This window comes from Pseudomonas sp. Bout1 (assembly GCF_034314165.1).
Taxonomy (GTDB): domain Bacteria; phylum Pseudomonadota; class Gammaproteobacteria; order Pseudomonadales; family Pseudomonadaceae; genus Aquipseudomonas.
Window position 1 is genome coordinate 652,475 of sequence record NZ_JAVIWK010000001.1, and the last position, 23,890, is coordinate 676,364.

Here is a 23,890-nt window from a genome sequence, read left to right on the forward strand (position 1 = left end):
CTTCAGAACAAGAAATAACGTTGCGCCATCGGCAATACATCTGCCGGTTCACACCACAGCAGTACGCCGTCGGCCTTGACCTGATACGTCTGTGGGTCGACCTCGATATGCGGCAGGTAATCGTTGTGGATCAGGTCGGTTTTCTGCACCGAGCGGCAACCCTTGACCACGGCGATCTGTTTTTTCAACCCCAACTGCTCGGGCAAGCCTGCGGCCAGTGCCGCCTGGCTGATGAAGGTCAGGCTGGTGGCGTGCAGCGAACTGCCGTAGCTGGCAAACATCGGGCGGTAGTGCACCGGTTGCGGGGTTGGAATCGAGGCGTTGGCATCGCCCATCAGGCTTGAGGCAATCGCGCCGCCCTTGAGGATCAGGGTCGGCTTGATCCCGAAAAACGCCGGGCGCCACAGCACCAGGTCGGCCCATTTGCCTACTTCGATCGAGCCCACTTCGTGGCTGATGCCGTGGGTGATCGCAGGGTTGATCGTGTACTTGGCAATGTAGCGTTTGGCGCGGAAGTTATCGTTGCCGTCACCGTCGCCGGGCAGTGGCCCGCGCTGTTTTTTCATCTTGTCGGCGGTCTGCCAGGTACGCGTGATGACTTCGCCCACGCGGCCCATGGCCTGGCTGTCGGAGCTGATCATCGAGAACGCGCCGAGGTCATGCAGGATGTCTTCGGCAGCGATCGTCTCGCGGCGGATGCGGCTTTCGGCGAAGGCCACGTCTTCGGCAATGCTCGGGTCCAGGTGATGACACACCATCAACATGTCCAGGTGTTCGTCAATGGTGTTACGGGTGAATGGCCGGGTCGGGTTGGTGGAGCTGGGCAACACATTGGGCAAGCCACAGGCCTTGATGATGTCGGGCGCGTGACCGCCACCGGCGCCTTCGGTGTGGTAGGTGTGGATGGTGCGGCCCTTGAACGCGGCGAGGGTGGTTTCGACAAACCCGGACTCGTTGAGGGTGTCGCTGTGGATCGCCACCTGCACGTCGTACTCGTCTGCAACGCTCAGGCAGTTGTCGATGCTTGCGGGTGTGGTGCCCCAGTCTTCGTGGAGCTTCAAGCCAATGGCCCCGGCTTTTACTTGTTCGATCAGCGGCTCCGGCAGGCTGGCGTTGCCCTTGCCGGTAAAACCGATGTTCATCGGGAACGAATCGGAGGCCTGGAGCATGCGCGCCAAATGCCACGGGCCAGAGGTGCAGGTGGTGGCGTTGGTGCCGGTGGCCGGGCCGGTGCCGCCGCCGATCATGGTGGTGACGCCGCTGGTCAGTGCCTCTTCGATTTGCTGTGGGCAAATGAAGTGGATGTGGGTGTCGATGCCGCCGGCGGTGAGGATCATGCCTTCACCGGCAATCACTTCGGTGCTGGCGCCGACAGCGATGGTGACGCCGGGCTGGATGTCTGGGTTGCCGGCTTTGCCGATGGCGAAGATGCGGCCGTTTTTCAGGCCCACATCGGCCTTGACGATGCCCCAGTGATCGATGATCAGCGCGTTGGTGATCAGGGTGTCGACCACCTCGGCGGCCAGCAGTTGGCTCTGGCCCTGGCCGTCGCGTATCACCTTGCCGCCGCCGAATTTCACTTCTTCGCCGTAGACGGTGAAGTCCTGTTCGACTTCGACGAACAGCTCGGTGTCGGCCAGGCGGACCTTGTCACCGACGGTGGGGCCGTACATGTCGGCGTAGGCTTGACGGCTGATTTTCATGTGTTTGCCCTGAGAAATGTGTGTTGAATGTGAAAGCGCTTTCGCAGGCAAGCCAGCTCCCACAGGGGAATGCATTCCAAAGGTGGGAGCTGGCTTGCCTGCGATGAGGCCCTAAAGGTCACCCATGATTCTTCCGGCAAAGCCGAACACCCGGCGCTTGCCGCTCAATTCAACCAGTTCCACTTCGCGACTCTGCCCCGGCTCAAAGCGCACGGCCGTGCCGGCCGGGATATTCAGGCGCATGCCACGGCTGGCGGCACGGTCGAACGTCAACGCGTCGTTGGTTTCGAAAAAGTGGTAGTGGGAGCCGACCTGGATCGGCCGGTCGCCGCTGTTGGCCACGCTCAGGGTGGCAGTGCGCCGGCCCACGTTGAGTTCGATGTCGCCAGGCTGGATCTGAAATTCGCCAGGAATCATGCAGGTTGTCCCAGGGTCTTGAAGTAGATGGCGGTCGGGGCGTAGCGCCCGTCCGGGCTTTGGCAGTAGTTGGGCAATTCACCGATCTTGGTGTAGCGCAGCGACTGGTAGAAGGCTTCGGCGTCGGAGCCGGCTTCGGTGTCCAGGTACAACAGCCCGCGTTTGTATTGGCGGGCACTCAGTTCCAGGGCGTTCATCAGTTGCTGGCCGAGGCCGCGGCGCCGCGCTTCACTGTGCACCAGCAGCTTTTGCACTTCGGCGCGGTTCAGGCCGTTGGCTTTCTGGCACAGCGCCAATTGCACGCTGGCCACCACTTGTTCATCGCGTACCACCACCCAGAGCAGCAGGCTGGCGTCCTCGACGCTCGCCTGCACGCCACTCAAGTAGCTGCGGGCCTGGGCTTCGTCGAAGTCGGCCATGAACCCTACCGATGCGCCGTGCTTCACGGCGTCCAGCAGCAGCTCAACCAACCCCTGGCGGTAATGGGCAAAACTTTCGGCATTGACTCGACGCAGTTGGGCGGCGTTCATCGGTGTCACTCCTTGGGCGGCGCAGCGCCAGGGTTGAGCGTCAGTTGCATGAAGGTCAGGTCCAGCCAGCGGCCGAACTTGGTGCCCACCTGGGGCATTTGCCCGGTGGTGACGAAACCCAGGCGCTCATGCAGGCGGATCGAGGCCTGGTTGCCGCTCTCGATGGCGGCAACCATCACGTGTTTGTCGCAGGTTTTCGCCCGTTCGATCAGTGCGGCCATCAACAGGGGGCCGAGGCCCTTGCCGCGCTGGTCGCTGCGCACATACACCGAGTGCTCGACGGTGTGGCGAAAGCCTTCAAAAGGCCGCCAGTCGCCGAACGAGGCGTAGCCGGTGACCTGCTCGTCTTCGACGCTCACCAGGACCGGATAAAACTGCGCCTGGCGCGCACTGAACCAGGCCTGGCGGTTACCCAGGTCTATCGGTTGTTCGTTCCAGATCGCCGTGGTGTTGAGCACCGCGTCGTTGTAGATGTCGCGAATCGCCGGCAAGTCGGCGTGCAGCGCATCACGAATCAAAAATGACATGGCCGGGCCTCAGGCGATGGGTTGGTGGACGGTGACCAGCTTGGTGCCGTCGGGAAAGGTCGCTTCCACCTGGATGTCCGGGATCATTTCCGGGATGCCTTCCATCACCTGTTCGCGGGTGAGCAGGGTGGTGCCAAAGTGCATCAGCTCGGCGACGGTGCGGCCATCGCGGGCGCCTTCCATCAGCGCAGCGGAGATGTAAGCGATGGTTTCCGGGTAGTTGAGCTTCACACCGCGCGCCAACCGCCGCTCGGCCACCAGGCCTGCGGTGAAGATCAGCAGTTTGTCTTTTTCCCGTGGGGTCAGGTCCATCGTTCAAAGTCCTTCAAACTACATTCATAAAAACACGGAAGATCCAATGTGAAAGCTGCTTTATGTGGGCGCTGGCTTGCCTGCGATGCGGGCGACTCGGTATGTCTGATGTACCGAGGTGATGCCATCGCGGGCAAGCCCGGCTCCCACAGGGAACAGGGTCAACGTTTGATCTTCATGTGCTCCAGATTCTCGGTGATAGTGCCTCGCGGCCCAAGACCGCCGGGCGCAACAGGCGCCACAATTCAATCAACCAACCCCGTGCCAACAACGCTTCACCCGCCAGGCAACGGGCTACCAGCAAACCGGGCAATTGGGTCAGGTCGCCGCGTACGTCATGGGGCAGCGAGCGGCATTGTTCGAGCAGTTCGGGGTCGATGTCGCCGGTCACCAGCAAGGTCGCAAACACCGGCTGGCCATCCAGCCCGATGGGCGAGTCGAGCAAACCGTCGGCGCCCACAATGCGCTGGCGTTCATGCCAAATCAACTGGCCGTCGCGGCGGATATCCAGGTGCGACTGGAAGTGCCCCAGCTCGAACCGTTCACCGCTGGCGGGGCGCCCAAGGGCGACTACGTCCCAGTAAAACAGCCGGGCATCGCCTTGCAGGTCTATACGGGTGGTGAGTTCGGCCTGGGCGGCGCTGAACACGATGGTTTCCTGCGGCAGCCATTCCAGGGTGGCGCCGGCCTCAACGGTCAGCTCCAGCTTCTGGTAGGCCGGGCCGCCGGCGCGGTACCACTTGGCGGCGCCCGGGCTGGTCAATTGCGCCCAGGCCCCTTCGGCAACGTGGGCGGTGATGTCGAGGCGATCACCGCCGGCAATCCCGCCAGGGGGGTGCACGATAATGTGCTGGCACACCTGGGGGCCTTCGGCGTACAGGTGCTTTTGCACCCGCAGCGGGCCGAGGTGGCGGCGCATCACCGGGCGCGTGGTGTCGCCAAAAAGCGCGTAGCCGAGTTCCAGCTCGGCGTGCCAGCTGGGGGTGAACAGCGCAGTGGGTGCAGGTAGAGTCATCGTCAGTGCTTATCGTTAGGAGGCTACAGGTTAGATCGTAACGAGCCCGCGCACACCCTCGCTTTCCATATTTTCGCCACGCCCCTGCTGGACGATTTCGCCCCGGGACATCACCAGGTACTGGTCGGCCAATTCGGCGGCAAAGTCGTAGAACTGCTCCACCAGCAAAATCGCCATGTCACCGCGTGCTGCAAGTTTTTTGATCACCGCACCGATCTCCTTGATCACCGAAGGCTGGATGCCTTCGGTGGGCTCGTCGAGAATCAACAGGCGCGGGCGGCTGGCCAGGGCGCGGCCGATTGCGAGTTGCTGTTGCTGGCCGCCGGACAGGTCGCCGCCCCGGCGTTGCTTCATTTGCAGCAGCACCGGGAACAGCTCGTAGATGAAAGCTGGTACTTCCTTGGCCTCCGAGCCTGGAAAGCGCGACAGGCCCATCAGCAGGTTTTCTTCCACCGTCAGCCGGCCAAAAATCTCCCGGCCCTGGGGCACGTAGGCAATGCCGGCGTGTACGCGCTGGTGCGGCTTGAAGCCGGTAATGGCGCGGCCTTCCCAGTTCACCGCGCCTTCCTTGGCCGGCAGCAAACCCATCAGGCACTTGAGCAAGGTGGTTTTGCCCACGCCGTTGCGGCCCAGCAGGCAGGTGACTTCGCCGACTTTTACCTCAAAGGACAGCCCGCGCAGGATGTGGCTACCGCCGTAGTACTGGTGCAGCTTGTCGACTTGCAGCATGTTCAAAATCTCCTCAATTCCTTGTGGGAGCTGGCTTGCCTGCGATACAGGCGGCTCGGTGTATCAGTTGCACCGTGTCGATGCCATCGCAGGTAAGCCAGCTCCTACATAAAGCATCAGCGACCGAGGTAAACCTCGATCACCCGCTCATTTTCCTGCACCTGTGCAAGCGAGCCCTCGGCCAGCACGCTGCCCTGGTGCAACACCGTCACATGGTCGGCAATTGCGCCGACAAAGCCCATGTCGTGCTCCACCACCATCAGCGAATGCTTGCCCGCCAGGCGCTTGAACAGCTCGGCGGTGAACTCGGTTTCGGCGTCGGTCATGCCGGCCACCGGTTCGTCCAGCAGCAACAGTTGCGGGTCTTGCATCAGCAACATGCCGATTTCCAGGAACTGCTTCTGGCCGTGGGACAGCAAGCCGGCCGGGCGATTGACCGAGGCGGTCAGGCGGATGGTGTCGAGGACTTCACTGATGCGGTCTTTCTGCTCGCCACTCAAGCGCGCCCGCAGGCTGGCCCACACTGACTTGTCGGTCTTTTGCGCCAGTTCCAGGTTTTCGAACACGCTCAAGGCTTCGAATACCGTGGGTTTCTGGAACTTGCGACCGATGCCGGCCTGGGCGATCTGCACTTCGCTCATGCTGGTCAGGTCCAGGGTTTCGCCGAACCAGGCCTTGCCGTGGCTGGGCCGGGTCTTGCCGGTGATCACGTCCATCAGCGTGGTCTTGCCCGCGCCGTTGGGGCCGATGATGCAGCGCAATTCGCCGACGCCGATGTACAGGTTCAGGTCGTTCAACGCCTTGAAACCATCGAAGCTGACGCTGATGTCTTCCAGGGTCAAAATCGTACCGTGGCGAGTGTTGAGGCCCGTGCCGGCGACTTGCCCCAGGCCAATGGCATCGCGGCTGGTGCCTTGGTCTTTGTTCGGTTCAAGGATAGGTTCGAGCATAAATTCGGCCGTCGCGGTGATTCTCATTGGTCGCCCCTTTTCTTCAGCAGGCCGATCACACCCTTGGGCAAGTACAGGGTGACGATGATGAACAGCGCACCGAGGAAGAACAGCCAGTATTCAGGAAAGGCCACGGTGAACCAGCTCTTCATGCCGTTGACCACACCGGCGCCCAGCAGCGGGCCGATCAATGTTCCGCGACCGCCGAGCGCCACCCACACCGCCGCTTCAATGGAGTTGGTCGGCGACATTTCGCTGGGGTTGATGATGCCCACTTGCGGCACATACAGCGCACCCGCCAAGCCGCACAACACCGCGCTCAACACCCATACAAACAGCTTGAACCCACGTGGGTCATAGCCGCAGAACATCAGGCGGTTTTCCGCGTCCCGCAGCGCCGTCAGCACCCGCCCGAACTTGCTCTGCGCCAGGCGCCAGCCGATGTACAGGCTGGCCACCAGCAACGCCACGGTGGCTACAAACAGCACCGCCCGGGTGCCCGGTTCGGTGATGCCAAAGCCGAGGATGCTACGGAAATTGGTAAAGCCGTTATTGCCGCCAAACCCGGTCTCGTTACGGAAGAACAACAGCATCCCGGCAAACGTCAGGGCCTGGGTCATGATCGAGAAGTACACGCCCTTGATCCGCGAGCGGAAGGCGAAGAACCCGAACACCAGCGCCAGCAAACCCGGTGCCAATACCACCAGGCACATGGCCCAGAGGAAGTAGCTGGTGCCGGTCCAGTACCAAGGCAATTCGGTCCACGACAAAAAGGTCATGAACGCCGGCAGCTCGTCACCCGAGGCCTGACGCATCAGGTACATGCCCATGGCATAGCCGCCCAGCGCAAAGAACAAGCCGTGGCCGAGGGACAACATGCCGGCGTAACCCCACACCAGGTCCAGCGCCAGGGCGACGATGGCGTAGCACAGGACCTTGCCCACCAGCGTCAGGGTGTAGGCAGAAACGTGCAGCGGATTTTCCGGTGACAACAGGGAAAACAATGGCAGCGCCAGCAGCAGGATCAGGATCACTGCACCGACCGCGACGGTCACCTTGGGGCCGGCCTTTTGTGCGGCCGTGAGCATCAATGGCTGGTTCATCAGTCGATCACCCGTCCTTTCAGTGCGAAGAGTCCTTGCGGGCGTTTCTGGATGAACAGAATGATCAGCGCGAGGATCAGGATCTTGCCGAGTACGGCACCGATTTGCGGTTCGAGAATCTTGTTGGCTATCCCTAAGCCGAAGGCGGCCATGACGCTACCGGCCAGTTGGCCGACGCCGCCGAGTACCACCACCAGGAACGAGTCGATGATGTAGCTCTGGCCGAGGTCCGGGCCGACGTTGCCGATCTGGCTCAAGGCAACGCCGCCCAGGCCGGCGATGCCGGAGCCCAGGCCAAACGCGAGCATGTCTACGCGCCCGGTGGGCACGCCGCAGCAGGCGGCCATGTTGCGGTTCTGGGTGACGGCCCGCACGTTGAGCCCCAGGCGCGTCTTGTTCAGCAGCAGCCAGGTCAGCACTACCACGCACAGCGCGAAGACGATGATCACGATGCGGTTGTACGGCAGTACAAGGTTGGGCAACACCTGGATCCCGCCGGACAGCCACTCGGGGTTGGCCACTTCAACGTTCTGCGCACCGAACACCAGGCGCACCAGTTGGATCAGCATCAGGCTGATGCCCCAGGTGGCGAGCAGGGTTTCCAGCGGGCGGCCATACAGGTGACGAATCACCGTGCGTTCCAGTGCCATGCCGATGGCCGCGGTGACAAAAAACGCCACCGGCAATGCGATCAGCGGGTAGAACTCGATAGCCTGGGGCACGTAGCGCTGCATCATCAACTGCACCACGTAGGTGGAGTAGGCGCCGAGCATCAGCATTTCGCCGTGGGCCATGTTGATCACGCCGAGCAAGCCGAAAGTGATCGCCAGGCCGAGCGCGGCCAGTAGCAGGATCGAGCCCAGGGACATGCCGCTGAAGGCCTGGCCGAGGATCTCGCCGATCAGCAGTTTGCGTTTGACCTGGGCCAGGCTGGTCTCGGCGGCGGTGTGCACCGTGGCGTCGGCTTCGACGCCGGGGGCGAGCAAGGCTTCCAGGCGAGTACGGGCCAATGGGTCGCCGGTGCCGCCGAGCAAGCGCACGGCAGCCAGGCGTACGGCCGGGTCGGTGTCTACCAGTTGCAGGTTGGCCAGGGCCAGGCTCAAGGCGACGTGCACGTCGTCATTGGTTTCGCCGGCGAGCTGTTGGTCGAGGAATTTCAGCTGCGCAGGTTGTGCGCTTTTTTGCAGCGTGAGGGCTGCGGCGAGGCGCACCTTGGGGTCAGCGGCGAGCAGTTCCTGGCTGGCTTGCACGTTGTCGATCAGGCCGCGCAGGCGGTTGTTCAGGCGTACGGTCTTGGTTTCGCCGTTGACGCTGATCTGGCCTTGTTGCAGGGCGTCCACCAGCTCGATGCGTGCCGGGTCAGGCTGGGCGGCCCAGTCCTGGAGCAGCTTGGCTTGTTGCATCGGGTTGGCGGCAAGGAAGTCTTCGGCGTCGCTGGCGTGTGCGGCGAAGGGCAGCAACAGCAGGGCGGCGAGGATGAAGCGGTGGAGGGCAGTGGGCATATTCTTGGGCCTTGCTCGAACAAATGTGGGAGCTGGCTTGCCTGCGATAGCGGTGCATCAGACCTATCGAGGTATCCGCATCGCAGGCAAGCCAGCTCCTACAGGGTTTGTGTCGGCATCTCAGATGCCGACACCCCTTGGATCAGTTGCTCTTGACGGCGTAATCCGGCTTCTTGTCATTCCCCGGAATGTACGGGCTCCACGGCTGCGCGCGGATCGGTTCCTGGGTCTGCCACACCACCGAGAACTGCCCATCGGCCTGGATCTCACCGATCATCACCGGCTTGTGCAGGTGGTGGTTGGTCTTGTCCATGGTCAGGGTGAAGCCGGACGGTGCGGCAAAGGTTTGCCCAGCCATGGCTTCACGCACTTTGTCGACGTCGGTGGACTTGGCTTTCTCAACCGCCTGCGCCCACATGTGGATGCCCACGTAGGTGGCTTCCATCGGGTCGTTGGTCACGGCTTTATCCGCGCCCGGCAGGTTGTGGGCCTTGGCGTAGGCTTTCCAGTCGGCCACGAATTTCTTGTTCACCGGGTTCTCCACCGACTGGAAGTAGTTCCAGGCAGCGAGGTTGCCCACCAGCGGCTTGGTGTCGATGCCGCGCAGTTCTTCTTCACCCACAGAGAAGGCGACAACCGGAACGTCGGTGGCTTTCAGGCCCTGGTTGGCCAGCTCTTTGTAGAACGGCACGTTGGAGTCGCCATTCACGGTGGAGATCACGGCGGTCTTGCCACCGGCCGAGAATTTTTTGATGTTGGCCACAATGGTCTGGTAGTCGGCATGGCCGAACGGGGTATAGACCTCTTCGATGTCTTTGTCCGCTACGCCTTTGGAATGCAGGAACGAACGCAAAATCTTGTTGGTGGTGCGCGGGTACACATAGTCGGTGCCCAGCAGGAAGAAGCGCTTGGCGCCGCCGCCTTCTTCGCTCATCAAGTATTCCACCGCCGGGATCGCCTGCTGGTTGGGCGCCGCACCGGTATAGAACACGTTCGGCGACATCTCTTCGCCTTCGTATTGCACCGGGTAGAACAGCAAACCGTTGAGCTCTTCGAACACCGGCAATACCGATTTACGCGAGACCGATGTCCAGCAGCCGAACACCACGGCAACCTTGTCCTGGGTCAGCAACTGGCGGCCTTTTTCCGCGAACAGCGGCCAGTTCGAGGCGGGGTCGACCACCACCGGTTCGAGCATCTTGCCGTTCACGCCGCCCTTGGCGTTGATCTCGTCGATGGTCATCAACGCCATGTCTTTAAGCGAGGTCTCGGAGATGGCCATGGTCCCGGACAGCGAGTGCAGGATGCCGACCTTGATGGTCTCGGCGGCCTGTACGGTCCAGGTCATGCCCATGGCGGCGATGGACGCCGACAGTGTGAAAGCCTTGATCAAGCTGCGACGCTTCATTGTGCAATCTCCATGACTCAATGGTGTGATGCAGGAGTGATTGCAAAGGCTGTGCCGAGGCGCGCAATCGTGGTGCACCGGCGCGAGGCTTGGGTCAACGGTGTGCCTGTCGCACCAGTACGGCGCCTTTGGTGCAGGTGCGTGCACGCTTTCGCACCTTAAAGGTGCCGGTACTTACCTACCGCCGCTACGCCTTGATGGGCGCTGAGAATGGACACTGACGATGCCCATCCAAGGAGTTTTCATGGCGATCCGATTATCCCGCGAACTACGTGCTGCCCAAGCCCACCGCGGCGCGGCGCGCCTGCCGCCCCTCAGCGCGGCGTTTGTGCACGAGGCGGATGCCGCCTACTGGGCGCACCGCAAGATAGGGGCGCGCCGCGACCGCGAGTACGGCGGCGTGATTGTGAAAAACCCCGACGGGCTGTACTTCGCCACCGAGCCGGTACCCGGGGATGCGATGCAATTTGACCTGTTCAAAGTGCTCGCCGTCAGCCCGGAGGGTTACTACCAGCACCCCAGGGGCTACACCTGCGTGGCCAGCTATCACTCCCATCCTTCCCAGCATGAGCGGATTGAGCAGCGCAACCGCTCGTTTGATACGCGGATGGTCAAGGCTTTTTTGGGTTTCTTTTCAAATACGGACTTTACCCACGACGTGGATGACCGGGCGTTTTTCCCGGCGGCCTATCTTTCCGGGCCCGACGGTTCGCTGCTGCGTTATGCGCCCAGCGGGTCCGACGCCGAACGCAGTTTTGCCTTATGGATCCGGGCAGGAAAACCGGCGCGCAATCCTGTGGGGGTCTATGGCCCGTTCAGCGACCTGGTAAAAAAAGTCTCGACCTTGGGCGAGTTGAACCTGGTGGTTCCAACCGCGCTATGGGGTGGCTCCCACGGCAACGTACCGGCTGACTGGGTGGTGTTTGAACCCTTCAGTTCCACTGCGTTGACGGGCATGCCACTGTTTACGCCCGTGCAGGACCAGGCCGCCAAGGCCATTCGCCTTGCCCGGGCAGATGGCCCCGAGGCAGGCGTGGTGCTCAAGGCCCATGGCAAGGAGCAGTACATCGCCACACTGGGGCGCCCAATGGACCCGCGGCGTGCGTACATGCCGCAGTTGTTTGCACTGGGCAAGCACGACAAACCGCTATTGCCCGACGGTTATGAGCTGCTGGGGTTGCTGACGCCCGGCGACGTCCCTTCCTCTGCGCTGCCGCCTCAAGAGGCCTGGCTGTATCAAAATTTCTTCGCGCCCCGGGACCTGGCTTTGGGTATTCACCAACTCAGAACATCGGGATTGTTGAACCCGGAAATTGGCTTGTCGATCTACCATCCCTGTATCGAGCGGACATTGCTCAACTATCGCTGTTCCTTCGGCGAGGCCGAAACCGCGTTGTTCAGGGTTGATGCCGACGGTACCGTGACGGATAACGGGTTCGACACGGCGTTGCTCAATGGCACGCTCAGCCCACAGGATTTTATCCGGCGGGTGGCCAATGCCGGGCAACTGAGTGTTGTACGCAGCACCGTGATGTGGGGGCCACGTGGCCAGGTAGGTTCTGATTGGCGGCCCTATCCGGCATTTCCCAGGCCGGGGTTGAGCGAGGTGTTTTTATCCGCCGACGACGCAGCGCGTTACGCCCATGCCCGCGTGGCACAGCAGCGTGATCGCGAGTTTGGCGCATTGATACTCAAGACCGCCGAGCAGCGTTATGTGGTCACCGACCACCTGCAAACCGGTGCCAACCCGTTCGCGTTCGAGGGCTTTTACCCGGTGGGGCCGGACAATTCCATGCGTCTGCTGCCCGTCGGCCATCAGGTACATGCCTGGTTTGGCTCCCACAAGGCGTTGTCCATGAGCGACCCGGCGCAGGCCGCACGTTTGAACTGGAGCGCAGATGAGGCAGACCTCAATGCGCAGATGTTTACCGACGCCGAAGCCTACCGTGTTCTCGGCCGTACGCTGGCGGCGTACTTGTCGGGTGCCGAAGACAGCCTCGTGGTACTGGAGCCCACCGGTTCCGGCGGGGAAGCTTTATTACGCTGGAAGGAGGCCGAGCTGGCGGGCGCCAGTGCCATTGCCAAAAGCCTGGCCGACGGTACGTTGAAGCCTTCGGGGGTAGTGCGTGAACTGGCCGGGATCAGTGGCGTGCGGGTGGTGGAGGGCAACCGGCTATGGGGGCCGCCGCGCAAGCTTGGCGCCGACTGGCAGCCCTCCATCGCGGTGCTCGGTTATGAGCGGCCCGGTCAGGTCGCCTATGGCGCGGTGTTCGGCGCCTCCGACAGCGCGGCCCGTGATGCGCTGGCCCGGCCATTGCAGAACTATCCCACGAGCCAGGCGTTTTTCCTGTTTATCCTCAAGCATGACGACAGGGATGAATACGTGGCCAGTGAGCGGGTGCCCGACGATGGCCGGCGCACGGCCTTTGCACTGTCGAGCCTGTTCAACGGGGCGGCCGTAGCGCCAGGGTTTCACTGCCATGCATTAATGCACGGGCAGGCCTGGCTGGGGGAGCGCTTGTCTGCGGCCGACCAATGGTTGAGTCGCCATTTCATCCTGCCGCCAGCGCTTTACGATGGGGTGGAACAGGCCAAAAAGCTCGGCCGCCCCGGCGCCCGATTGCCTGTGTATTTTGCTACCGAGCAAGGCGCCTTGTTGCGTTGCCGGTTGCCGTACGAGTCCACAGCATTTGCCCTCCAGGACGGCGGTAGCGGGCCCGAAGATTTTGTCCGTTCGCTGGGCATCGGCACGCTCACGGCGCTGGGTTTTGTAAACCGGCTCATCCACGACAGCGAATTGGCAGTGGTGCAGACCAGCCCCTGCTGGGACCGGGTCGGCCCCGTTCACAGCGGCTGGAAGCCTTACGCCCACCTGCAGCGTCGGCACCTGAGCCCGGTGTTTATCAGCATGGACGATGCGGTGCGGGCGATGCAGGCGCGTATCGGCCAGACCCGTGAGCAGGCGTATGGCGGGTTGGTACTGCGGCGCGATGACGGCGGGTTTTTCGCCACCGAGCCACTGGTGGTGCCTGGGGATGACTTCGATCAGAAGTGGATATTGCCCGACGAAATGGCTACCCAGGGCTTGTACACGCCGCGCGGCGTGGTGGTGGCGCGCTACCACTCGCGGCTTTACCGTGAGTGGCCGTTTGCGCTGTCGGCGCAACACAAGCAGGTTTACGGCTGCATGTTTTCTACCCGCTCCCTGGCACCCCTGGCATTGACGGCAAGCCAGCGCCTGAGCGAATACCTGTTGGCGCCGGACGGTGCGCTGCTGCGGCTGTCGCCCCGCAGGTTGACCGTTGATGAGCACATCTTGACCAACAGCCTCAAGGCGCCGGGCCGGGCACCGGATGATTGGCTAAAAAGCCCGATGGAACGCAACCTGCGTAGCGGCCAACTGAGCCCCACCGAATATGTCAACCGGGTGGCCACTACCTTCGATGTGCAAGTGGTGGTGGGGAGCCCGTTGTGGGGCATGCCGGGCCAGGTGCGGGGCTGGCAGCCTTATACCGCGCCTCGGCTTGCACCGGCTGGCTACGTCGAGGCCCGCGCCGAGCCTGGCGTGGGGCCCGTGTGCTTGACGGCCGATGATGCGGCCCGGCACCTGCATCGGCAGGTGGTGCGGCGCGATTCACTGGCCTTCGGCATGCTGCTCAAGTCATCGACCGCGCAGCGTTTTGTGGCGACCCTGCCGGTGGCAGACGACGGCTCGAAGTTCGCCCATCGACGGGTGTTCAGCGACGCGGGCTACCCCTACGGTCATGAGTTGGCCGGGGTGTATTTTTGCGTGCCGAGCATCGATGATTTTCATCCGCCGGGCCCCAACGAGGTTTTTTGGCAAAGTTATTTTTCTCCGGTAGCCCTGGCATCGGCCCTCAGTGCATTGGCGAGCTGGCAGCCCGGGGCGCAACTGCCGGTCTACGTGTCCTGTGCCGACGGCGCGTTGCTGCGATTCACACGCTCGGCGCTTGGCTCGGCGGCGGAGTTGGTGCGCAAGGCGCCCCGCGATGTGATCGCCCTGCGCACCCGCAGCCTGTTGGCGCGTGAGTACATCGCCAGCCTGGCGAGCAGCGGCACATTGACCGTGGTGGTGCCCAGTGCCACATGGCGTATAGCGCCTGGTCGCCCGTTGCCGGTTGCCCTGGGGCCGTTGTTCAGCCACGGCGAAGACGCGGTCCTGGGGAATGTGCGTCAGGTGGGCCTGTTTACCGACAAGGCTTACCTGAGTGCAATTTTGCAAGGCAATGGGGCTGACAGCTACGTGGCGTCTTTGCCGCTGGAAGATCAGGCTTACCCATCAACGGTGGTCGAACAGCTATTTTTCACCACCCGGGGCACCGGCAGCCTGGTGGGTACAGTGCCGATATTTGCGCCGGGGTTTGCGATTGTCGCCGCCCATCAGGTGTATCGAACGGCATTGCATGAGCTGGCCTACGAGGGAGAGGCGCTCTTGCGGGCGCACTTTGTGGCCTGGAAGGAAATGGCCTTCTACGCCTACGTGCTCAAGCACACCCGCGGCCTTGCCATTGCGCACTATTACCTGACTACACGTGACGGTGCCTTGTTGGGCTACCAGCCCGATAACTCGGTCGAGGAAGCCGACCTGTTCGGCGGCCCGTCACGCTGGAACGCGGTTGACGGCCTGCACATCGACCCGCGCAAGTTGAGCCATTTCATCACCGAATTGACACGTAACGGCCGACTGCGAGTACTCAAGCGTGGCCCGTTCTGGAACCGTTCGGGCGTGTTGACCTCGGACTTGAACCGGGTGATGGCGGTGGGTGATGGGGGCATTCGCGACCGCGACGAACTCTGATTGCGCAACTGACAGCCAGTCTTCGGGTGCGGTCAGCCCGATACGTACGACGTTATCTATATAACGGTTTATTCCGGCCAAGCCACTGACAATCAAGCCTTCTGGCGCGCTCCGATCCCGGGGCGCGACGCCAGGCTTTTTTAACGCCATTTGAGTGTAGGTGGACATGGACAGCACTGAATTACAAGACGATCAACCCGGCACAGTCACGGTGGAACTTGCGCCGTTGGGGCCGGTATTTATCACCGCAAACGATGCGGCAACATGGGCGCACCACCAAGTCAGCGACCAGCGGGGCCGGGTATATGGCGGCGTGATTGTGAAACGCGCCGACAACCGATACCAGCCCACGGTGCCGATTGCGGGTGATGCCCGCGGGTTTGACTTTGGCACCATGCTCAACACGGATGCCAAGGGGGATTTTATTCATCCACAGGGTTACAGCGTCTACGCCTTTTACAGTTCTCGCACCGACCAAAGCAAAGTACAGAAAGACGAATTGGCGCACTGGACCCCGTCGCAGTTGCAACTGGACAGCAGCTTCTTTTCGATGAAGGGCCTGGTTTTCATTATCGAACAGCGCGCATTTTGCCCGATTTACTATTTGTCGGGGCTCCATGACTCGCTGATCAAATATGAAAGCACCGGCTCCAAAACCGAGGCCGATTTTTTGCGCGTACTCAAAATCTCCAGGCCCCCGACTGACTTTGAAAACTTCATTTTCTTGATCAATAGCGCTGCGCGCGCGGGGGTGCTCCGGGTTGTGGTGCCCAATGGTGTGTGGGGTGGCAAAGCCGGCCAGGTAGTTGAGCCCTGGACGATCAGCCAAACGGTTGAAAAAGTCGCACAAGAGCGGCAAACGCCGCCCCACACTCAGGTCTTTCGCCATGTGAAAGACGCCATTAGGTCAGCCCTGCCGCCGTTGGACCCGAGCCTTCAAGACATGAGCCTGCAAGGCACTTACTTTGGCTATCTGTTGATCGATGATGAGCGGGAGTATGTGGCGCATTTGCCCGAGGCCGCCTTGAAGCATGTGTTTGCATTGCGCCATCCGAAGCTGACATTGCCCAAAGGCCGTCCCAAATTACCCAGCGGGTTTTATTTGCACGGCATCTACTGCTCGCTGCTGCCGGCAACCCCGCCCATTGTGACCAAGCAGACCTGGCTGGCCGACTGCTTCTTCACGGCTTCGTCCCTGGCGACAGCCTTCGCAATGGTGGCCGACGATGAGCAGGGAATGGATTTTTATTTACGCGCCAATGACGGGGCACTGCTGGTCTATCACTGCACCGGCTCACCGGAGCAGTTGCGCCTGGTGGCCGATCAAGGCAGGGCTGCCGATGAGCGCCTGAAGGCCGGCACTTTGACCCCCGCCGAGTTTGTTCGGGAAGTGGCGGCAGTCGGTACGTTGACGGTGCTTGAGACCGGGCAGGTATGGGACAAGGCCGGCATCGTGGGCCAGGACTGGCGCCCCTATGCGCGTATCCTGGACTCCTTGAGCCCGGTCTTTGTGACCGCCGATGATGCCGCCCGCTACCAGCATTACGCCAGCCAGCAGGAAGATGAGTATCTCCTGAGTTTTATCCTGCAGCGCAGTGATGGCCGTTTTTTGGCCTCAAGACTGCTGCGGGTAGCACAGCAGCATGCGATTTGGGGGGTGCCGCCCGAAACCGGCGCGTATTTGACCCGCGTGGAGCTTGAGGGCCATCACATTGTGGCGCTTTTCGAGCGCCCGAGCGTGGCCGTGGCCCGTTATTACGGTGACTTTGACCAGCGTACGGCCAGGCAAAAGGCGTTCCTGGCAAGTGTCCCTTACGTGGCGGCGATTTTTCCGGTTATTCATTTTTCTGCACTGACCCAGGCGCTCTACACCAGCGGCATGAAGGGCACGCTGATCAAGTACCAGACAAGTGGCTCTGCGGCTGAACGTGAGTTTGAACAGTATTTGTGGGACGGTCGCCACGGCGCGATCGTACCTCGCCCGCAGGGTTTTGATGGCACACCCGAAGGGATGGTCAAGGAACTGCTGAAGGTGGGCGAACTGACGGTATTGCTGACCGATGAGTCCTGGTACAACGTGCAGGGGCGCGTGCCCGCAACATGGGCCCCGCAGACGCCGTTCAAGGCGAGCGCACCCATCGACACCCCCCTGAGCCTGGTGTTTACCGACCTGCCCACGGCGCTGCAGTATGCTCATGACCGCATGCAGGCAGCACCGGGCGGCAGGCGCATCGGTTGTATTCTCAAGCACCGCAGCACCTCGGAGTACGTGGTCACAGAGCCTGCGGATGCTGTGCAGTCCGGCGACGATCCGGATTTTTTCGCGTTGTCGCGATTGTTTCCGGCAGGCAGCGACGGTGTGCCACGGCTGCCCTCGGGTTTCGTACTCAAAGGTTGGTACTGCCGCAGTGAACCCGACAGCAGCGGGATTCACGCAGAGCCCTGGTTGTACGAATCGTTTATCGCCACCCTGGATTTCGCCAGGGCCATTGCCTTTGCGCGTCGCCATACCGACAGCAACCTGGCCCTCTACTTCAGTACCCTCGACGGCGCCCAATTGGGTTACCAGTTTTCCGGTTCGGCCCAGGAAGGCCAACTGTTCGGTGTACTGCCCGACGGCCGCGTAACAGACAACGGCCTTGCAGACGAATTGCGGGCCGGTACGCTTACGCCTCATGCCCTGATCCTCAAAGTCGCCGAAGCGGGCGCGCTGTCGGTGCTCCAGCCCGCAACGCTGTGGGATACCCCGGGCCTGGTGCGCGACACCTGGCGCCCCTACGCCAGCGTGCAGCAACCTCTCCTGAGCAGCGGGTTCCTGCAGATGGAGGATGCAGCGCGCTACGCCCATGGGCAGCTCAAAGACCAACGCGAGCGCGACTACACCGGCTATATCCTGCAACGCTCGGATGGCCTCTACGTGGCGACCGAGCCGCTGTATGTGGACGACACCGGGCGTTTTGCCCTGGGTGTTGTTTATCCCCAGGACGCCAAGGGCCGTTCGTTGCTGCCCACCGGGCACACCTTGAAAGCCGTGTATGGGTCGTGCCGCGGCGTGTCGCTGATCGAGCCTGCACGCATGGCACGCGAGGGCTGGTCACGGGAAGATGCCTACCTGCAAGCGCAGTTTTTTTCTGCCGACGACATCTACACCTTGATTCAGAACCGCCACCAGGTGCCGGTGGGCTACCTGTCGAGTGCCCGCGATGCCTTGCTGGTGTATGACATGGTCGATTTGCCCGCACAGGCTTCGCTGCTCAAGGACGTCACCCCTTCCGCCCTGGGCAGCCCCGTGGCGCGTAATTTGGACAATGGTTCCTTGACGGCCAAAGAGTGGGTGCGGCAGGTGGCGGCTGCCGGCAGCCTGCGCGTGGTATTGCCCAGCCCGCTATGGGGGGCGTCGGGGCTGATTACCGAACACTGGCGCCCGAGCCGCACGATTTCGCAGCGCCAGCGCCCCGAGCAGGTTTCCTTTGGCGCGGTGTTCGCCAAGGCCCAGGACGCCGCGCAAGCCTTGCACCGGCAAGTTGCCGGTTACGAGGCGCCGACCCAGACGGGCTACGCCTTCATCCTCAAGCATCGGGACAAAGACGCCTTTGTGTGCACCGAGGTGTCGCCGTCCTGGGACAAGGCCGGCTTGTTCGCCCAGGGCGGGCTGTTTCAAACCGGTGGCGAGGGTGGGTTTGCCTACCCGGCGAACTATCAACTGCATGGGTTGTTCTACGTTCGTCACTGGGTACCGCAAGGGCTTGTCACCCATGAGCACTGGCTGGCACGCCACTTTCTCTCTGCCGAGGATCTGGACAGCGCCGTCCTGGAGGCCAGGCGCCTGCGCGAGACCGGCGCGCTGACCGGCTTGCCGATCTTTATCTCGACGTTGGACCGCGCGTTGTTGAGGGTGCAGGCCCCGGTGTCATCGACGCTGTTCAAACCGGCGCGCCAGGAGTCGGGAGTCTTTGAGGACGAAAAAACCTTGCTGGCCGGTGGCCAAATGTCGCCCGTGGCGTTTATCAATCAGGTCGCACGATTAAGCTGGCTGAGTGTGGTGGTGCCCAGCGACTGCTGGGGCCGGCCGGGCAAGCTGGAGGTCAGCCAATCCAGCCCCTGGGCGGCCTATGGGGATTTTTTACGACGGCCATTGAGCCCGCTCTTCAGCACCCAGGCAGACGCCGTGCGCTATGTCTATCAACAACCTCACAGCGCCGGTCATGGCGGGTTGGTCCTGGGGCGCAACGGCAAGTTTGTTGCGACGCAGGCGGTGCCGGTGTCTGGTGAGGACTTCAACCCCAAGGAAATCCTGCCCGATGATGACGTCAGCCAGATGCTGCTGGCGCCAGGCTGGAAGGCCGTCGCGCGCTATCGCTGCCGTGGGGCTGCGGTGCTGCCATTCTGGTTGGCGGAGCAAGAGAACCAGGTGTACCAGAACCTGTTTGCTACCCCGGTACTGGGCACCTTATTCAAGTCTGCGCACCTGTGGACCCATGAATACCTGTTCGGCCCCGACGGCTCGTTGCTCTGTTTCACCCTGCAAGACCCCGACCGTGACTTGATGTCCCGCGCCCAACGCGACGAGACGACGCAGTTGCTTGAGCAGCTGGAAACATCGTTGCAAGCCAATCACCAGGCGCCCCATGACCCTTTCGGCAATGCCCTTGAACAGCAACTGCGTGCGGGCCGTAGACAACCCTCTGAACTGGTCAACCAGCTGGTACGGGTGGGCACCCTGACGGTGCTGGAGGGCAGCCCGCTGTGGGGCACGGCACGCAAGGTGCTGCCGGGCTGGATGCCCGGCCTGGCTTACCTGCGACCGGATGAAGTGCAGCACGCGGTGGCTGACCGGGCACTGAGCCCGGTGTTCAAACACGCCGATGATGCTGCCCGCCACGGGCACGAGGCGACTCACGAACGCGGTAAGCTGAGTGTGGGGGTGATTCTCAAGTCGTCTGACAATGGGCACTTTGTTGCCAGTTCACCGGTCAAGGGTGACGACCTCAAGTTCAACCTGGACCGAGTCTTTATAAGCGCCAACTTACCGCTCGGCTACGCGCTGCATGGATTGTATGTGCGCTTGCCGACGCATGCTTCAGCCAGGCTGCCCCAGGGCGTGGGCTATGAGCAACTGATAGCGCCTGCAGCCATGCTCGCCGCCCTGAGTTTCTTGCGGGTGCTGAACGCGCCAGACGAGCAATTTTTGCCGCTGTACCTGTCGTGCCCCGACGGTGCGCTGGTTCGCTACCAGGCAACCCGGCTGGACAGCGACTTTACCTCAGCCGCTCGCCAGGAGGCCTACCTTACAAGCCTGCACAGCAACGGCACTGTCGATGGCTATGTGTTGAAACTGGCGCAATCCGGTGAGCTGCGCCTGTTGGCCAGCAGCCCGTTCTGGGTCGCCAGGGCACGCTCGCTAAGTGCGTCTCTACCCACGCTGGGCGAGCTTGATCCGCGCCTTGCGCTGGGGCCGTTGTGTGCTCACCCCGACGATGCGGCGCGCCTGGTATGGCAGCGCTTCGCCCCACTTGCCCGGCAGGCACGCCAGGGCGCGATCCTGAGTAATGGTGACAGCGATACGTTCATTGCCGTGCAGCCGGTGGAAGACCCCGGCCCCTCCGTGCCGGTGGGTCGGCGCCGCGATACGCCTGCCTACAAAGCGCTGTTCGAGGGGGTAATGAACCTGGGATACACCAGCACTTCAACCCGCTACCCCAAAGGGTATAAGGTCATCGGCGTGCAACAGCTTTACAAGGTCGACGCGCAACGCCGGCGCTTGGCAGATCGCTACGAGGACGCGCTGGCGCGCAACTTCGTGACCCAGTCGGAAATTCGGGGCGCCGTAGAAATGCTGCGCCAGGACGGGGTTGCCGGTGGCCGCTACTACTTCACTCCGTTGCACGGTGGTTTGATTGTTTTCGAGCCCAGTTACCACGCCGACGAAAACCAACTGCTGCGCGATGACTGGGAGGAGGACGGCGGCACGCTGAAGGTCCTGCCCAGTGAGGTGATCCGCCGGTTGGCCACCTCGGGTAAATTGACCATCCTGGAAGTCGACCGCTTCTGGCTGCCTCGCAGCCAGGTGGCGCGCCACCTGCTGCAAACACTCAAGGAAGACGACCCGGCCGAGTAACCGCTGTTAGCGCTTGCGCATCAAACCGATAAAAAACAGCCCGCCAATCGCCGCCGTGGCCACGCCAATCGGCAAGTCCTCGGGGGCGATCATCGTGCGGGCTGCTACGTCGACCCACACCAGGAACACACTGCCCAACAGTACACACACCGGCAGTAACCGGCGATGCTCGGCGCCCACCAGGCGTCGCGCAATGTGCGGCACCATCAGCCCCACAAAGCCGATGGAGCCGCTGATGGACACCAGCACGCCGGTCATCAGCGAGGCGATCAAAAACACTTTGAGCCGTACATTGCGTGCGTTCAAACCCAGGGTCACGGCGGTCTGTTCGCCGGCCATCAATGCGTTCAATGGTCGCGCCATGCCCAGCAGCAACACCAGCCCCAGCAACACGGTGGCAAAGGGAATTGCCAGCAATTCCCAGCGCGCGAGGCCGAGGCCGCCGAGCATCCAGAACATCACTGCCGAAGCCGCGCGGTGGTCGCCCATGAACAGCAGCAGGTTGGCCACCGCCATCATCACGAACGACACGGCCACCCCGCACAGCAGCAACCGGTCACTCTCCAGGCGGCCGTTGCGACTGGCCACCGCCAGCACCACGATCATGCTCAACAATGCACCGATGAACGCGGCAATGGGCAGTGTCAACAGGCCAATCACTTCACCCACATGCAGCACCACGATCACCGCGCCAAGGGTGGCGCCGGAGGTCACACCCAGCAGGTGCGGGTCGGCCAGCGGGTTGCGTGTGACGGCCTGCAATACCGCACCGATCAATGCCAGCCCGGCGCCCACCAAGGCGCCCAACAACATGCGCGGCACGCGGATCAGCCACACGATATGTTCCTGGCCGTTGCTCCAGTCCACTGCGCCAATACCGAAGGCCTTGTGCAGCAAAATTCGCCACACCACGTCCACCGGCACCCGCGCCGAGCCGAACCCCAGCGAGATAACGCACGAGATCAGCAGCAACGCGCCAAGGGCACTCAGCAGCAAGGCGTAGCGAGGGGTGATCATTCGCCGTGGAACCCCTTGGCCAGGGTTTCAACCGCCAGCACATTGTCGATGCCGGGCGTGGCCTGCACGTAGGGGATGACGATAAAGCGTTGGTTCTTGATCGCGTCCACCGATTGCAGCGCCGGGTTGTTGAGCAGGAATTGCTCTTTCTGCTCGGCGGTGATTTCGCTGTAGTCGACGATGACGATCACTTGCGGGTTGCGCTCCACCACGGTTTCCCAGTTGACCCGGGTCCAGCTGGCGTCCACATCATCCAGGATATTGCGCCCACCGGCCGCATCGATCAGCGCTTGGGGCATGCCCAGGCGGCCGGACGTCATGGCGCGGTCTTCACCGCTGTCGTAGAGGAAGACACGCGGCTTGTCGGCGGGCAGGGTTTTCTGCACCTCGGCCACCTGGGCCTGCATCTGCGCGATCAGCGCATTGGCGCGGTCCTGCACGTCGAAGATCTTGCCCAGGTTGCGCAGGTCGTTATAGGTGTCTTCCAGGGTGGCGGCCGGGCGCTTCATCACGAAGGCGCAGGACTCGGTCAGCTCATACACGTTGATGCCCAACGGTTGCAGGGTTTGCGGCGTGAGGTCGCCGCCCACGCGCATGCCGTAGTCCCAACCGGCGAAGAAGAAATCGACGTTGGCGTTGAGCAGGGTTTCCACCGAGGGGTATTTACTCGCCAGTTCCGGCAGGCCGTCGAGGATCTGCGCCATTTGCGGTGTCACCGACTTCCAGCCGGTCACGCCGCTGTAGCCGGCCATGTGCGACTTGAGGCCCAGGGCGAGCATCATCTGGGTCATGTTGATGTCGTGGCTGACCGCGTGTTTCGGCGCCTCGGCGAAGGTCACCTGACGGTTGCAGCTTTGGATGTTCAGCGGGTAATGAGTCGCTTCGGCGAATGCCTGGGAAGTGCCGAGCAGTAAAGCAAAAGACAGCAGGGAACGCAGGATCATGGTTGGGTTATCCAGGTAATTCGGGGGTAGCCGGACAAAGGATGAGTGTCGATCAATGCTTCAACGCCAAACACCTCGCGCAGCAACTCGGCGGTGAGCACTTCGTGGGGTGCGCCGCTGGCGACGATGCGCCCATGGTTGATCACGTACAGGCGATCGCAGAACGCGGCGGCCAGGTTCAGGTCATGAATGCTCGCCAGGGTGGCGATGTTCAGGCGCTTGACCAGTTGCAGCAATTGCAGTTGGTAGCGGGGGTCGAGGTGGTTCGTCGGCTCGTCGAGGATCAGCAGTTGCGGCTGCTGGGCCAAGGCGCGGGCCAGGATCACGCGCTGCTTTTCACCGCCCGAGAGGGTGGCGAAGGCGTGGTCTTCAAAGCCCAGCAGGCCAACGGATTCGAGGGCTTGCCGGATCAGGTCCTGGTCTTCGACAGTGTCGCTGTCAAACAGGCCTTTATGGGGCGTGCGGCCCATGGCGACCACTTCATCCACCCGCAGGCCGAAGGCGTCGGGAAACTCCTGGAGCACTACGGCGATACGTTGCGCGCACCACTTGGAGGATTGCTTCCAGACGTTCTGGTGTTCCAGCAGCACCTCACCTTCAGCCGGTTTGCTGAACCGATAGGCACACCGCAGCAGGCTGGTCTTGCCGCTGCCGTTGGGGCCGATCAGCCCCACAAACTCACCGGCACTCACGCGCAGGCTGGCGTCACGCAGTTGGAACTGGTGATGACAGTACTCGTGGCCTGGTGGGGTCCAGGCGAGGTCGGTGAGGTTGAGTGAAGTCATCAATACTCTCG

16 protein-coding genes are annotated in these 23,890 nt (G+C 62.2%); 2 read left to right on the forward strand and 14 right to left on the reverse strand.

Going from position 1 to position 23,890, the window contains the following annotated elements:
- Positions 1-2: 2 nt before the first annotated feature.
- The 11 genes from ureC to urtA form a co-directional block, all read right to left on the reverse strand.
- A complete protein-coding gene (gene ureC / locus RGV33_RS02870; protein WP_322143031.1) occupies positions 3-1,703 on the reverse strand; it encodes an urease subunit alpha in 1,701 nt (566 codons plus the stop codon).
- Positions 1,704-1,814: 111 nt separating this feature from the next.
- Positions 1,815-2,120 carry an urease subunit beta gene (locus RGV33_RS02875; RefSeq protein WP_177039716.1) on the reverse strand — a complete coding sequence of 102 codons (306 nt, stop codon included), beginning with the start codon at positions 2,118-2,120 and terminating at the stop codon, positions 1,815-1,817.
- A complete protein-coding gene (locus RGV33_RS02880; protein ID WP_322143032.1) occupies positions 2,117-2,650 on the reverse strand; it encodes a GNAT family N-acetyltransferase in 534 nt (177 codons plus the stop codon). The genes RGV33_RS02875 and RGV33_RS02880 overlap by 4 nt, the downstream gene beginning before the upstream one ends.
- Positions 2,651-2,655: 5 nt before the next feature.
- The gene (locus tag RGV33_RS02885; RefSeq protein WP_322143033.1) at positions 2,656-3,177 is read right to left on the reverse strand and encodes an N-acetyltransferase family protein; all 522 of its coding nucleotides are present in this window, start codon (positions 3,175-3,177) and stop codon (positions 2,656-2,658) included.
- Between the two features lie 9 nt (positions 3,178-3,186).
- Positions 3,187-3,489 carry an urease subunit gamma gene (gene ureA, locus RGV33_RS02890; RefSeq protein WP_003217383.1) on the reverse strand — a complete coding sequence of 101 codons (303 nt, stop codon included), beginning with the start codon at positions 3,487-3,489 and terminating at the stop codon, positions 3,187-3,189.
- A 175-nt stretch (positions 3,490-3,664) separates the two neighbouring features.
- Positions 3,665-4,504 carry an urease accessory protein UreD gene (locus RGV33_RS02895; protein WP_322143034.1) on the reverse strand — a complete coding sequence of 280 codons (840 nt, stop codon included), beginning with the start codon at positions 4,502-4,504 and terminating at the stop codon, positions 3,665-3,667.
- A gap of 30 nt (positions 4,505-4,534) precedes the next feature.
- Entirely contained in the window at positions 4,535-5,233 is a 699-nt protein-coding gene (gene urtE, locus RGV33_RS02900) for an urea ABC transporter ATP-binding subunit UrtE (RefSeq protein WP_003217380.1), read from the reverse strand.
- 116 nt (positions 5,234-5,349) lie between these two features.
- Positions 5,350-6,210: an urea ABC transporter ATP-binding protein UrtD gene (gene urtD / locus RGV33_RS02905; protein WP_416152056.1), complete on the reverse strand. Its 861-nt coding sequence runs from the start codon at positions 6,208-6,210 to the stop codon at positions 5,350-5,352.
- Positions 6,207-7,286 (reverse strand): urea ABC transporter permease subunit UrtC, encoded by a 1,080-nt coding sequence (urtC, locus tag RGV33_RS02910; RefSeq protein WP_322143035.1) that lies wholly within the window; start codon positions 7,284-7,286, stop codon positions 6,207-6,209. Before urtC ends, urtD begins: the two co-directional genes overlap by 4 nt.
- On the reverse strand, positions 7,286-8,788 hold the full coding sequence (gene urtB / locus RGV33_RS02915) for an urea ABC transporter permease subunit UrtB (RefSeq protein WP_322143036.1): 1,503 nt from the start codon (positions 8,786-8,788) through the stop codon (positions 7,286-7,288). Before urtB ends, urtC begins: the two co-directional genes overlap by 1 nt.
- 142 nt (positions 8,789-8,930) lie before the next feature.
- Complete coding sequence (gene urtA / locus RGV33_RS02920; protein ID WP_088425954.1) at positions 8,931-10,196, reverse strand: urea ABC transporter substrate-binding protein; 1,266 nt, start codon at positions 10,194-10,196, stop codon at positions 8,931-8,933.
- A gap of 244 nt (positions 10,197-10,440) precedes the next feature.
- On the opposite strand from urtA, the gene RGV33_RS02925 reads away from it, so the two are divergent.
- Together RGV33_RS02925 and RGV33_RS02930 are read left to right on the forward strand one after the other, a co-directional pair.
- Positions 10,441-15,015 carry a DUF4329 domain-containing protein gene (locus RGV33_RS02925; RefSeq protein ID WP_322143037.1) on the forward strand — a complete coding sequence of 1,525 codons (4,575 nt, stop codon included), beginning with the start codon at positions 10,441-10,443 and terminating at the stop codon, positions 15,013-15,015.
- 166 nt (positions 15,016-15,181) lie between these two features.
- On the forward strand, positions 15,182-21,133 hold the full coding sequence (locus tag RGV33_RS02930) for a hypothetical protein (protein WP_322143038.1): 5,952 nt from the start codon (positions 15,182-15,184) through the stop codon (positions 21,131-21,133).
- Positions 21,134-21,139: 6 nt separating this feature from the next.
- On the opposite strand, the gene RGV33_RS02935 is transcribed toward RGV33_RS02930, so the two are convergent.
- Genes RGV33_RS02935 through RGV33_RS02945 form a run of 3 tightly spaced genes read right to left on the reverse strand, consistent with a single transcriptional unit; the run spans position 21,140 to position 23,879 of the window.
- On the reverse strand, positions 21,140-22,150 hold the full coding sequence (locus RGV33_RS02935) for an iron ABC transporter permease (RefSeq protein WP_322143039.1): 1,011 nt from the start codon (positions 22,148-22,150) through the stop codon (positions 21,140-21,142).
- Entirely contained in the window at positions 22,147-23,094 is a 948-nt protein-coding gene (locus tag RGV33_RS02940) for an ABC transporter substrate-binding protein (RefSeq protein WP_322143040.1), read from the reverse strand. Before RGV33_RS02940 ends, RGV33_RS02935 begins: the two co-directional genes overlap by 4 nt.
- Positions 23,091-23,879, reverse strand: coding sequence for an ABC transporter ATP-binding protein (locus RGV33_RS02945; protein WP_322143041.1), 789 nt, complete (start codon positions 23,877-23,879; stop codon positions 23,091-23,093). The genes RGV33_RS02940 and RGV33_RS02945 overlap by 4 nt, the downstream gene beginning before the upstream one ends.
- Positions 23,880-23,890: the final 11 nt, after the last annotated feature.